Origin of the sequence: Pseudomonas aestiva (assembly GCF_039908605.1) — a bacterium.
GTDB classification, from domain to species: domain Bacteria; phylum Pseudomonadota; class Gammaproteobacteria; order Pseudomonadales; family Pseudomonadaceae; genus Chryseomonas; species Chryseomonas aestiva.
The window spans coordinates 1,497,223-1,509,375 of record NZ_CP150916.1; the positions used below are offsets into that span (position 1 = coordinate 1,497,223).

The following is a 12,153-nucleotide window of genomic DNA, read 5'->3' on the forward strand; positions in this document are numbered from 1 at the left end:
TGCTGTCCTCAGGCCTGTTGGCGAGCGTCGGCCACCCCGGCGCGCAGGATGCGACGGGTCAGCTCGAGTTTGAAATCGTTGTGGCCATGGCCACGGGCTCCGGCGAGCAGGGCATCGCCCACGGCCGCCAGATCGCTGTCCAGGGTCTGGCCGGCAAAGGCCCGGTCGGCCGCCGCCACCCGCCAGGGCTTGTGCGCCAGGCCGCCGAACGCCGCGCGACCGCTGCGGATACGCGTGCCGTCCAGCTCGACGATGGCCGCCATGGACACCAGGGCAAAGGCATAGGAAGCGCGATCGCGCACCTTGCGATAGACCTGGATGCCGGGCGGTGGCGGCGGCAGGGTCACGGCGGTGATGAGTTCGCCGGGTTGCAGCACCGTCTCGATCTGCGGGGTGTCACCGGGCAGGCGATGGAAGTCGGCGATAGGAATGCGCCGGGTGCGGCCAGTGGCTTCCCGGGTTTCCACCGTGGCGTCCAGCACGCGCATGGCCACCGCCATGTCGGAGGGATGCACGGCGATGCACTGGTCGCTGGCGCCGATCACCGCGTTCATCCGATTGAAGCCGCCCAGGGCCGCACAACCGCTGCCGGGTTGGCGTTTGTTGCAGGGCATGGCGGTGTTGTAGAAGTAGGAGCAACGGGTGCGCTGCAGGAGGTTGCCGCCGGTGGTGGCCTTGTTGCGCAATTGCGCCGAGGCGCCGGCCAGCAGCGCACGGGAGAGCACCGGATAGCGCCCCCGTACCCGGGGGTCGGCGGCCAGGGTGGAATTGCGCACCAGGGTACCGATGCGCAGGCCACCCTCCTGGGTAGCGCTGATCTGGTCCAGCTGCAGGCGATTGATGTCCAGCACCTGGCTGGGCGTTTCGATTTCCAGCTTCATCAGGTCCAGCAGATTGGTGCCCCCGGCGATGAAGCGGCTGCCGGCCTGGGCGCCCTGGCGGCTGGCATCGGCTTCGGTCTGCACGCGTTGATAGTCGAAGACCCTCATGCCTGGCCCCCCGCCATCTGGATGGCCGCGACGATGTTGGGATAGGCACTGCAGCGGCAGAGGTTGCCGCTCATGCGCTCGCGGATTTCTTCCTCGCTCAGCCGCATCGGCCCGTCGAGGCGCGTCGAGACATGGCTGGGCATGCCGGCCTTGACCTCGTCCAGCAGAGCCACCGCCGAGCAGATCTGCCCCGGGGTGCAATAGCCGCACTGGAAGCCGTCCTTGGCCAGGAAGGCCGCCTGCATGGGATGCAGGCGCTCGGCGTTGCCCAGGCCTTCGATGGTGGTGATGGTGTCGCCTTCGTGCATGGCCGCCAGGCTCAGGCAGCTATTGATGCGCTGGCCGTTCACCAGCACCGTGCAGGCGCCGCACTGGCCATGGTCGCAGCCCTTCTTGGTGCCCGTGAGGTGCAGGTTCTCGCGCAGGGCATCGAGCAGGGTGGTACGGCTGTCGACCTTGAGCCTGCGCGCCTCGCCATTGATCTGCAGGGTCAGCGGCAGCAGTTGCGGCAGCCGCGCGGCGATGGCCTGGGGCGTCAGGGGTGCGCCACCACTGGCCTGGGCGAAGGTGTAGCCGGGAATGGCGCTGGTCGCCACCAGCACCGCGGAGGTGCCGAGAAACTGCCGCCGCGACAGGCGCCAGCGTGCATCGGAGTCGGAAGCCATGGTCGGATTCTCATCGTTAGGGCACATCACGGGAGTTCTGATGACTACCCCGGTGGCAGTGGGGTTCAGGCCACTGGGCTGCTGGCATGAACAGGCGCCATACCGAATATGTCCTGACGCCGAGGAAAGGCTCTGGATCGGGACTCTTACCGTTTCGCTGAGCGGCTTTCAACGTTACGTTGAATACCGCTGGGCAGGGGTGCTGAACCGGTTCCGGTCGGGGACAGTCCCTTACCTGAGGTGGCCCTTCGCTGCCACCGCCTATTCCGACCACGGGGGCAATCTGCACCCCGCGGCTTTAACCGTGAGGTCCGCCATGAACGCCACCCCCGCGCGCCAGGTTCAGCCCCTGGCCGAACCCGAGTCCCATACCATCGCCCTGACCCTCAACGGCAAGCAGCTGCAACTGGCCGTGGAGCCCTGGACCACCTTGCTCGATCTCCTGCGCGACCACCTCGACCTGACCGGCACCAAGAAGGGTTGCGATCATGGTCAGTGCGGCGCCTGCACCGTGCTGGTCAATGGCACCCGCATCAACAGCTGTCTGGCCCTGGCGGTCATGCAGGACGGCGCCGAGGTCACCACCGTCGAGGGCCTGGCCCAGGGCGACCAGCTGCACCCCATGCAGGCCGCCTTCGTTGCCGAAGATGCCTTCCAGTGCGGCTATTGCACCCCTGGGCAGATCTGCTCGGCGATCGGCATGCTCAAGGAGGGCCACGCCCACAGCGAGGCCGAGGTGGCCGAGCAGATGAGCGGCAACCTCTGCCGCTGCGGGGCCTATCGGAACATCCGCGCCGCCATCGAGCGGGCGCGTCCGGATTGCCAGCAAGGGGAGGGTCGCGAATGAACCGCTTCGGTTATGCCAAGCCCAACGCCGTGCCCGATGCCATCCGCCAGCATGGCCCCCAGACCCACTTCATCGCCGGCGGCACCAATCTGCTGGACCTGATGAAGGAAAACGTCGAGCGTCCCGAGCAACTGATCGACGTCAACGGCCTGCCCCTGCGCGAGGTCGAGACCACCGCCGAAGGCGGTCTGCGCATCGGCGCCCTGGTCAAGAATGCCGAGGTGGCCTACCACCCCGAGGTGCAACGTCGCTATCCGCTGCTGGCCAAGGCCATCCTCGCCGGCGCTTCCCCGCAATTGCGCAACATGGCCTCCACCGGCGGCAACCTGCTGCAGCGCACCCGCTGCTATTACTTCTATGACGTGGGCACCCCCTGCAACAAGCGCGAACCCGGCTCCGGCTGCGGCGCTCGTGAAGGGCAGAATCGCATCCACGCCATCCTCGGCCACAGCGAGCAGTGCATCGCCACCCACCCTTCGGACATGTGCGTGGCCCTGGCTGCGCTGGAAGCCCGAGTCGAGGTGAGCGGTCCCAACGGCGAGCGGGTCATCGACTTCGCCGACTTCCATCGGCTGCCCGGCGATACCCCGGAGCGCGATACCAACCTCGCCACCGACGAACTCATCACCGCCGTGACCCTGCCGGTGGAAAGCCTGGCCGCCCACAGCGCCTACCTGAAGATCCGCGACCGCGCCTCCTATGCCTTCGCCTTGGTCTCGGTCGCGGCAGCCCTGGAGCTGGATGGCGAGCGCATCAAGCAGGTCCGTGTCGCCCTGGGCGGCGTGGCCCACAAGCCCTGGCGGCTGCCGGAGGCCGAACAGGCACTGATCGGCCAGGTGGCGGACAAGGCGGCCTTCGGCCAGCTGGCCGATCGCCTGCTGCAAGGCGCCCAGGGCTTCGCCCATAACAGCTTCAAGATCGAACTGGCACGGCGCGCCATCGTGCGTGCCCTTACCGAAGCCGCCGGAGGTACCCTGCAATGACCGTCGTCCATCTGCAAAAAGCCGTTCCCCGCGTCGATGGTCCGCTCAAGGTCACCGGCCAGGCGCTGTATGCCGGCGAATTCAGCGTGCCGGATCTGGCCTTTGGTTTCGTGGTCAACGCCACCATCACAAAGGGTCGCCTGCTCGGCCTGGACGTCAGCGAAGCCCTGACCCAGCCCGGTGTCATCGAGGTGCTCAGCCACCTCAATCGACCCAAGATGGCCAGCTATGACGAGAGCTATACCGACATGGATGCGGCTGACGGCAAGCCCTTTCGGCCGTTGTACAACGACCGCATCCTCTACAGTGGCCAGCCCATCGCCCTGGTAGTGGCCGAGACCTTCGAGGCCGCGCGCCACGCTGCCGCGCTGATCCGTGCCCAATACAGCGAAGAGGAGCACGCCACCGACCTGGCCCAGGCTCGCGACCAGGCCCACGAAGCGCCCATGGAGTTGCCGGAAAATCGGGGTAACGCCCCGGCAGCCTGGGCCGCGGCGCCTACCCGCATCGAAGCCGAATACCACTCCGCGGCGGAATTCCATAACCCCATGGAGATGCATGCCTCTACCGTCATCTACCACAAGGACGGCAAGTTGACGGTGCACGACAAGACCCAGGGTGTGCAGAACAGCGCCCAGTTCGTCAGCAGCATCTTTGGTCTGGGCGAAGGCGACGTGAAGGTCATCTCGCCCTTCGTCGGTGGCGCCTTCGGTTCCGGTCTGCGTCCGCAATACCAGCTGGTCCTGGCGACCATGGCCGCGCTGCAGCTCAAGCGCTCGGTGCGGGTGACCCTGACCCGCCAGCAGATGTTCACCTTCGGCTATCGTCCCGAGACCTATCAGCAGATCAAGCTGGCCTGCGACAGCGACGGCAAGCTGCAGGCCATCGACCACAGCGCCCTCGGCATCACCTCGCGCTTCGAAGACTTCACCGAAATGGTGCTGGTCTGGTCGGCGTCGCTCTATGCCTGTCCCAACGTCAAGCTGGCCTATCAACTGGCCGCGCTGGACGTCTACACCCCGCTGGACATGCGCGCCCCCGGCGCGGTGCTGGGTGTCTATGCGCTGGAAAGCGCCATGGACGAACTGGCCTATGCCGCCGACATCGATCCGCTGGAATTGCGCATCCGCAACTTCACCGACACGGATCCGGCCAAGGGCAAGCCCTATTCCAGCAAGGAACTGCTGGAATGCTATCGCCAGGCGGCCGAGCGTTTCGGCTGGGAACAGCGCAGCATGGCGCCGCGTTCCATGCGCGACGGCAACCAGCTGGTGGGCTGGGGCATGGCCACCGGGGTCTGGGAAGCCATGCAGCAACCTGCCACCGCCAAGGCGGTGATGAACATCGACGGCAGCCTGGTGGTGGCCAGTGCCACGGCCGACATTGGCACCGGCACCTATACGGTGATGACCCAGATCGCCGCCGAGAACCTCGGTCTGCCGCTGGACAAGGTGACCTTCAAACTCGGTGATTCCACTCTGCCCAAGGCACCCCTCGAAGGCGGTTCCTTTACCGTGTCTTCGGTGGGCACCGCCGTAAAACTGGCCTGCGACCAGCTGCGTCAGCAACTGCTGGATGCGGCAAAGGAGATGGACGACTCCCCGCTGGCCAAGGCCGAACTGGAGCAGGTGGTGTTCGCCGATGGCGGCATCAGTCTCAAGACCGATCCGGCCCAGCGCGTCGACTTCACCGCCATCCTCAAGACTTCGGGTTCGCCGTCCATGGAAACCCTGGCCAGCGCCGAGCCGGCGGAAGAGCGCGACAACTACGCCACCGGTACCCATTCGGCGGTGTTCGTCGAGGTCAAGGTCGACGAAGACTTCGGCAGCGTCCAGGTCAGTCGCGTGGTCACCGCGGTGGCCGCCGGCCGCATCCTCAATCTCAAGACCGGCGAGAACCAGGTAGCCGGTGGGATCGTCTGGGGCATCGGCATGGGCTTGCAGGAAGAGGGGATGATGGACACCCACGAAGGTCGCTGGATGAACCATAGCCTCGCCGAATACCACTTCCCGGTGCAGGCCGACATCCAGCAGCTGGAGGTGATCTTCGTCGAGGAGCACGACGAGATCGTCAATCCGCTGGGCGCCAAGGGCATTGGCGAGATCGGTATCGTCGGGGTGGCGGCAGCCATCGCCAACGCCATCTTCCACGCCACCGGCAAGCGGGTCCGGGATCTGCCCATCACCCTGGACAAGGTCTTCGCCGACGAGCTGCTGCACTAAGGGCGAGGTTGGGGCCATGTTGGGGTTCGACGATAAAGCCGTCTCAGCCCAACCTACGGGACACTGACCTATGCCAGACCAGCCCTCTCCCCCTGGGAGAGGGCTGGGGTTAGGGATGCCGAGCACACCGTTGGGCCAGGTGATGTTGGGCTTGGCTACGCTCAACCCCTCCTACCGCAACCCCTCGCTCCGCCGTGAAACGAAAAAGGCCCGGCTCCAAGAGACGGGCCTTTTTCAGGCAGTCGGTAAAAAGGTCTTTCGACTCACTCGGCGTGCGACGCGCCTTCGTGTTCGATCTGCTCCTTGTACTCCAGGGCATCGGCTTCGCTCTGGTAGACGCCGACCAATTCCCCTTCCTGTTTCACGTCCCACAGATGCATGCCCAGGCCACGGGCTTCGCGGGACATATGGTCTTCGTCACGTTCGGTTACGGTAATGGTCATGCTGTATCTCCTTGGTCGAGCCCGCACTACGGCAGGGCTTGAAAACCCATACTAGAGCGTTTCGCTTCAGGACCAAGGCGTATCTCGGCAACAAGTCGTTACAACTTCTGCGACAATCTGTCGCGCCTGCAGTTGTTATCCGGCGGCGGCATCATCGCCTTGGGCCGCTCCTGCAGGATCAGCAAGTATGTAGGAGCGGCCCATGGCCGCGATAGGCGCCTCTGTAAAACGCCAGAAGAGGGCTGCTGGATACGCATCGCCTTACTGCTGAGACAGCAACCACGCCCGCTTGGTGGATAAAGGAAAACGCCCTCCGAAGAGGGCGTTTCGCTTGCCGCCAGGATCAGTTGGCGCCTTTCACCGTGCGCCCGTTGACCGAGCCTTCCTTGAGGCTGGTCTGGTATTCCTTGCCGTCGCTCTCCTGCTGGTAGAGGCGCACCAGCAGATAGTCCCAGTCCTTGGCGAACCACAGTTCGGTTTTGCGGCTGCTCTTGGTGGGATCACGCACGCGCTCCACCTTGATGGCATCGAACAGGCCCAGCGGGGTGCGGATGCGCTCCGGACCGATGACACGGAAGTCGTAGGTGTCGATGCTGTCGCCGTCGACGATCTGGTAGCTCATGCTCTTCTTGCCGTCGGCCACGTCCTGCTGCAGCTTGAGCTGATAGGTCGACTTGTCCAGCAGACCGCGATCCAGGGGCAGGCTGACCGGATCGTCCTTGTCCTTGCCGGTGACCTTCTTGGCGGCCCAGTCGAAGGTCAGCTCGCTCTCGCGGCTCTTGCCCAGCCCGCTGCGCTTGTACTGGTAGGTGTCCGGCAGGAAGGCTTCGCCTTCGTGGCGGAAGGTGCTGGACTCGTTGAGGCCGGCGACCAGCATGGAGGCTTCGAACTTCAGCTCCCAGCGACCATCGGCTTCTTTCTCCAGCGAGCGTTCGGCCGAGCCGCTGACCGGCATCTGCTTCCAGTCGGCGGTGTAGCTGGCCGTGAACGGCTGCAGGTCGAAGGCGAAGGCCGAGGCACTGCAGAGGGTGGCCAATAGGAACAACAGACGTCGCATCAGTTTCTCCTTGGATCAGGAAAGGGAGGCCGCGGCCGTCAGCGACGGCAACGTGGCCCCGGTAGGCGGCAGTGCCTCGCCATCGAGCTCGGCACCCAGGGTACCCAGCCGCAGACGACCTTCGGCGAACAACCGCACGGCCACAGGATAAAGGAGGTGCTCGGCGGCGTGTACCCGTGTCGCGAGGCTCTCCGCCGTATCTTCGGCCTGTACCGGCACCCGCGACTGCAGGACGACCGGACCGCCATCCAGTTCTTCGGTGACGAAATGCACGCTGCAGCCGTGCCAGGCATCGCCGGCATCGAGGGCGCGCTGGTGGGTGTGCAGGCCCTTGTACAGGGGCAGCAGCGAGGGATGGATATTGAGCAGGCGACCCTGGTAGCGCCGCACGAAGGCGGGCGTGAGGATGCGCATGAAGCCGGCCAGGACCACCAGATCAGCACCCTGGGCGTCAATGGCGGCCGCCAGGGCCGCATCGAAGCTGTCGCGATCGCCGTGTTCGCGGTGATCGATCACCCGGGTGGCGATCCCCGCCTGGCGGGCCCGCTCCAGGCCATAGGCCTCGGCGCGGTTGGCGATCACCGCCGCGATCCGCACGGGTGGCGTCGCGGCGTCGAGCAGGGCTTGCAGGTTGCTGCCGTGGCCGGAGATGAGCACCACCACGGCGCAGTCGGCAGGGCTCATCCGTGCTGTTTCAGATTGTTCAGCACGACCTGGTCGGCGCCCTCGGCGGCCTGTTCGATACGGCCGATGACCCAGGGTTGCTCGCCCTCGGCACGCAGCACCTGCAGGGCGCCTTCGACCTGATCCTGGGCCACGCAGATGACCATGCCCACGCCGCAGTTCAGCACGCGGTGCATCTCGGTCTCGTCGACGTTGCCCTGCTGCTGCAGCCAGTCGAACACCGCCGGACGCTGCCAGCTGGCCACGTCGAGCACCGCCTGGGCGCCTTCGGGCAGCACACGCGGAATGTTGTCGAGCAGGCCGCCACCGGTGATATGGGCCATGGCCTTGACCGCGCCGGTGTCCTTGATCAGCTTGAGCAGCGGCTTCACATAGATGCGGGTGGGCGCCATCAGCAGTTCGGTCAGCGGCTGGCCGTCGAGCTGGATGTTCTCGATGTCGGCACCAGCCACCTCGATGATCTTGCGGATCAGCGAATAGCCGTTGGAGTGCGGGCCGGAGGAGGGCAGGGCGATCAGGGCGTCGCCGGTGGCCACCTTGGAACCGTCGATGATTTCGGACTTTTCCACCACGCCGACGCAGAAGCCGGCCAGATCGTAGTCTTCGCCTTCGTACATGCCGGGCATCTCGGCGGTCTCGCCGCCCACCAGGGAGCAGCCGGCCTGTTCGCAACCGGTACCGATACCGGTCACCACCTGGGCGGCGACGTCGACATTGAGCTTGCCGGTAGCGTAGTAGTCGAGGAAGAACAGCGGCTCGGCACCGCAGACCACCAGGTCGTTGACGCACATGGCGACCAGGTCGATGCCGATGCTGTCGTGCTTGGCCAGGTTCATGGCCAGGCGCAGCTTGGTACCGACGCCGTCGGTGCCGGAGACCAGTACCGGCTGGCGATAGCCTGCCGGGATCTCGCACAGGGCACCGAAGCCCCCCAGGCCGCCCATGACTTCCGGGCGGGCGGTGCGCTTGGCGACGCCCTTGATGCGTTCTACCAGAGCCTCACCGGCGTCGATGTCTACACCGGCGTCCTTGTAGCTCAGCTGGGGTTGTTTGCTCATGAATCCTGGCCTTTGGCTAATGGCGAAACGAGCCGGCTGGCGCCAGCCGGCAATGAGGCGGGCGATTTTACCAGAAGCCGTGCCAAAGCACGCGGCCGGCCGCGGCCTCCGGTCCGGGCGGCGATGGCACCCGGCCAGCCTGCCGTGGTCTGAGCCTGGTCGCCCATCCGTTCGCCGGGCGGGCAGTCTCTTCCGCTACCTTCTGCGCAGCCCGCGACCCAGTGCCCTTGCTCGCGGATCGGGCGGCTTTTAAGGTATGCCCCTTGCCCTTTCTATGGAATCGCCATGCGCCGTCTCGTCCTTCCGTTGCTTGCCTCGCTGCTGGTCCTGAGTCCGCTCGCCCGCGCCGAGGTGGTGGACAACCTCTACCAGGTCCGCGAGCCGGTGACCTCGCAACAACCGGACGAGCGCAATGCCGCCCTCAAGCGCGCCCTGCAGGTGCTGGCCGGACGCCTGACCGGCAATCCCCAGGCCGGCCAGACCCCGGGTCTTGCCAGTGCCCTGGCGGCGCCCGAATCCCTGATCAGCCAGTACAGCTATGACGCCGGCCCGCCGGAGGTGCTGGTGGCCAACTTCGACCCGGCCGCTACCGAGCGTGCCCTGGGCCAGGCGGGGCTCTCGGTATGGGGCGCCAATCGTCCGGTGGTGATGATCTGGTGGCTCAACGACGCCGACAGCGGGGCGACCCTGGTGGGTGATGGCCAGCCCGCCAGCACCGGCGTCCAGCGTGGCGCCCAGCGCGCCGGCCTGCCGATCCGCCTGCCGTTGGCCGATCTCAACGAGCAACTGGCCGGCACTGCCGCCAACATCGACGCCAACGACCCGACCGCCCTGCGCCAGGCCTCCGAGCGCTATGGCGCCAATGCCCTGCTGGCGGTGCACGCCAAGCCCCAGGGCAATGGCTGGCAGGCCCAGTGGCGCCTGTGGAACAACGGCGCCGCGGAGCAGGGCAGCAGCCAGGCGGCCGATCAGGACGCCCTGGCGGCTGCGGTATTGCAGGACGTGGCCGCGCGCCTGTCGAAGAAATTCGTTTCCCGTCCGGGCACCACCCAGCCGCTGACACTGGTGGCCGACAATTCCAACTTCGAGCGCTATGCCCAGCTGCAGAAAGTCCTGGAGCCTCTGTCGAGCCGCCTGGTCAAGATCGAGGGGACTCAGCTGACCTACGACCTCACCGCCAATCCCGACCAGTTGCAGGCGCAACTCGGTCTTGCCGGGCTGCAGCCCGCCTCGGCGCCTGCCGCCAATGCTGCGCCTGCCACTCCGCCAGCGGCGACCCCGGGCACGCCCGTCGACGCCACGGCCACGCCGAACGCGCCTGCGGCCCAGCCGGGCCCATCCGCTCAGCCGGCGCGTACCACCCTGTATTTCCGCTGGCCATGAGGGCCGACACCCAAGACTGAAGCGGCTGCTGCGAGGGACCCGGGATTTGGTTAGACTTGGCGCCCTCGCGAAACTGCCAAGAGCCGTTCGAGCTGGCATGATGCCTTTACAGCTGCCCCTGGGCATTCGTCTGCGTGACGACGCCACCTTCGTCAATTACTACCCTGGCGCCAATGCCGCGGCGCTCGGCTATGTCGAGCGTCTCTGCGATGCGGATGCCGGCTGGACGGAAAGTCTGATCTATCTCTGGGGTGGCGCGGGCGCCGGTCGCAGCCATCTGATGCAGGCCGCCTGTCACCGCCTGGAGGAACTGGGCGAGCGCGCCATCTACCTGCCCATGGGCGAACTGGCCGACTACGGCGTCGAGCTGTTCGACAACCTCGAGCAGTGCGAGCTGGTCTGCCTCGACGATCTCGACGCCCTGGCCGGCCAGCGGCGTTGGGAAGAGGCGCTCTTCCACCTGTTCAATCGTCTGCGTGATGCCGGCAAGCGGCTGCTGATCTCCAGCACCGCGGCGCCGCGGCAATTGCCGGTGCAGCTGGCCGATCTCAAGTCGCGGCTGACCCTGGCGCTGGTCTTCCAGTTGCGCCCGCTGTCCGACGAAGACAAGCTGCGCGCCCTGCAGCTGCGCGCTTCCCGCCGCGGCCTGCACCTGACCGACGAGGTCGGCCGCTTCATCCTCTCACGCAATACCCGCAGCATGGACGCCCTGTTCGACATGCTCGAACGTCTGGATCAGGCGTCACTGCAGGCGCGACGCAAGCTCACCATTCCCTTCGTCAAGGAAATCATGGGCTGGTAGCCGCGCCGGCTCCTACTTCTTCTGCAAGCGACCCGCCAGGGTCGCCAGGCGCTTGCCCAGGGCCCGGCACAGCGCCGTTTCCTGTTCGTCCAGCGCGCGCTTGCCATCCGCCCCGGCGAAATGACTCGGGCCATAGGGCGTACCGCCCCCCCTGGTTTCCAGCAGGGCGCTCTCGCTGTAGGGCAGGCCGGTGATAAGCATGCCGTGATGCAGCAGCGGCAGGGCCATGGACAGCAGCGTGCTCTCCTGACCACCGTGCAGACTGGCGGTGGAGGTGAAGACGCCGGCGGGCTTGTCCACCAGGGCACCGGTCAGCCAGAGGCTGTTGGTGCCGTCGAGAAAATACTTCATGGCGGCGGCCATGTTGCCGTAGCGCGTCGGGCTGCCCAGGGCGAGTGCAGCGCAGTCGCGCAGATCATCGAGGGTGGCATAGACCGCACCCTGCTCGGGCACTGCCGGGGCAACAGCAGCGCACTCGGCGGACACCGCCGGCACCGTACGCAGGCGCGCGGCCATGCCGGCCATCTCGACCCCGCGTGCAACCTGGCGAGCCATCTCGGCGGTGGCGCCATGGCGGCTGTAGTAGAGCACCAGGACGTAGGCTTCGGGGGTCATTGCAGGATCTCCAGGACACGCTCGGGGGGACGACCGACGACGGCGCGTTCGCCGCACACGGCGATGGGTCTTTCGATCAGCTTGGGATGGGCGGCCATGGCCGCGATCAGGGCTTCTTCGTCCAGCGCCGGATCGGCCAGGTTCAATTCGCGATAGGCCTCCTCGCCGGTACGCAGTAACTGGCGCGCCTCCAGGCCCAGCTTGCCGAGCAGCTCGCGCAAGGCGCTGGCATCCGGCGGCGCCTCCAGGTAGGGCACCACCGACACGGCTAGCTCGCGGCTTTGCAGCAGCTCAAGCGCTGCCCGCGATTTCGAGCAGCGAGGGTTGTGATAGAGGACGATTTCACTCATGGGCTGATCCATAGAAGGTAAGATGCCCATTGTAGCGGGTTGGCGAGGACTGCCG

Annotated in this window: 13 protein-coding genes; 5 read left to right on the forward strand and 8 right to left on the reverse strand. The window is 66.3% G+C overall.

Annotated features, from left to right (window positions below; all coding sequences use genetic code 11):
- Nucleotides 1-8 precede the first annotated feature (8 nt).
- Together AABM56_RS06890 and paoA are read right to left on the reverse strand one after the other, a co-directional pair.
- Nucleotides 9-989: a xanthine dehydrogenase family protein subunit M gene (locus tag AABM56_RS06890; RefSeq protein ID WP_133859728.1), complete on the reverse strand. Its 981-nt coding sequence runs from the start codon at nt 987-989 to the stop codon at nt 9-11.
- Complete coding sequence (gene paoA, locus AABM56_RS06895) at nt 986-1,654, reverse strand: aldehyde dehydrogenase iron-sulfur subunit PaoA (RefSeq protein ID WP_133859727.1); 669 nt, start codon at nt 1,652-1,654, stop codon at nt 986-988. The genes AABM56_RS06890 and paoA overlap by 4 nt, the downstream gene beginning before the upstream one ends.
- A gap of 316 nt (nt 1,655-1,970) precedes the next feature.
- Between paoA and AABM56_RS06900 the strand changes: the two genes are divergently transcribed.
- The 3 genes from AABM56_RS06900 to AABM56_RS06910 are packed head-to-tail and all read left to right on the forward strand — an operon-like array spanning nt 1,971 to nt 5,706.
- Nucleotides 1,971-2,501: a (2Fe-2S)-binding protein gene (locus AABM56_RS06900; protein ID WP_133859726.1), complete on the forward strand. Its 531-nt coding sequence runs from the start codon at nt 1,971-1,973 to the stop codon at nt 2,499-2,501.
- Nucleotides 2,498-3,484, forward strand: coding sequence for a xanthine dehydrogenase family protein subunit M (locus AABM56_RS06905; protein ID WP_133859725.1), 987 nt, complete (start codon nt 2,498-2,500; stop codon nt 3,482-3,484). The genes AABM56_RS06900 and AABM56_RS06905 overlap by 4 nt, the downstream gene beginning before the upstream one ends.
- Nucleotides 3,481-5,706: a xanthine dehydrogenase family protein molybdopterin-binding subunit gene (locus tag AABM56_RS06910; protein ID WP_133859724.1), complete on the forward strand. Its 2,226-nt coding sequence runs from the start codon at nt 3,481-3,483 to the stop codon at nt 5,704-5,706. The genes AABM56_RS06905 and AABM56_RS06910 overlap by 4 nt, the downstream gene beginning before the upstream one ends.
- A gap of 263 nt (nt 5,707-5,969) precedes the next feature.
- Here AABM56_RS06910 and AABM56_RS06915 read toward each other — a convergent pair whose 3' ends face one another.
- The 4 genes from AABM56_RS06915 to purM form a co-directional block, all read right to left on the reverse strand.
- Nucleotides 5,970-6,149, reverse strand: a complete 180-nt coding sequence (locus AABM56_RS06915; protein ID WP_133859723.1) for a hypothetical protein — start codon at nt 6,147-6,149, stop codon at nt 5,970-5,972.
- Nucleotides 6,150-6,492: 343 nt separating this feature from the next.
- On the reverse strand, nt 6,493-7,206 hold the full coding sequence (locus tag AABM56_RS06920; RefSeq protein ID WP_017638949.1) for a DUF3108 domain-containing protein: 714 nt from the start codon (nt 7,204-7,206) through the stop codon (nt 6,493-6,495).
- Nucleotides 7,207-7,221: 15 nt separating this feature from the next.
- The gene (gene purN / locus AABM56_RS06925; protein ID WP_133859722.1) at nt 7,222-7,890 is read right to left on the reverse strand and encodes a phosphoribosylglycinamide formyltransferase; all 669 of its coding nucleotides are present in this window, start codon (nt 7,888-7,890) and stop codon (nt 7,222-7,224) included.
- Nucleotides 7,887-8,948 (reverse strand): phosphoribosylformylglycinamidine cyclo-ligase, encoded by a 1,062-nt coding sequence (gene purM / locus AABM56_RS06930; protein WP_133859721.1) that lies wholly within the window; start codon nt 8,946-8,948, stop codon nt 7,887-7,889. The genes purN and purM overlap by 4 nt, the downstream gene beginning before the upstream one ends.
- A 285-nt stretch (nt 8,949-9,233) precedes the next feature.
- On the opposite strand from purM, the gene AABM56_RS06935 reads away from it, so the two are divergent.
- On the forward strand, nt 9,234-10,331 hold the full coding sequence (locus tag AABM56_RS06935) for a DUF2066 domain-containing protein (RefSeq protein ID WP_133859720.1): 1,098 nt from the start codon (nt 9,234-9,236) through the stop codon (nt 10,329-10,331).
- Nucleotides 10,332-10,428: 97 nt separating this feature from the next.
- Complete coding sequence (gene hda, locus AABM56_RS06940) at nt 10,429-11,133, forward strand: DnaA regulatory inactivator Hda (protein ID WP_064306685.1); 705 nt, start codon at nt 10,429-10,431, stop codon at nt 11,131-11,133.
- 12 nt (nt 11,134-11,145) lie between these two features.
- Here the strand turns inward: hda and wrbA are convergent, their stop codons facing one another.
- Nucleotides 11,146-11,748 carry an NAD(P)H:quinone oxidoreductase gene (gene wrbA / locus AABM56_RS06945; protein ID WP_133859719.1) on the reverse strand — a complete coding sequence of 201 codons (603 nt, stop codon included), beginning with the start codon at nt 11,746-11,748 and terminating at the stop codon, nt 11,146-11,148.
- Nucleotides 11,745-12,098, reverse strand: a complete 354-nt coding sequence (gene arsC, locus AABM56_RS06950; RefSeq protein WP_133859718.1) for an arsenate reductase (glutaredoxin) — start codon at nt 12,096-12,098, stop codon at nt 11,745-11,747. Before arsC ends, wrbA begins: the two co-directional genes overlap by 4 nt.
- Nucleotides 12,099-12,153: the final 55 nt, after the last annotated feature.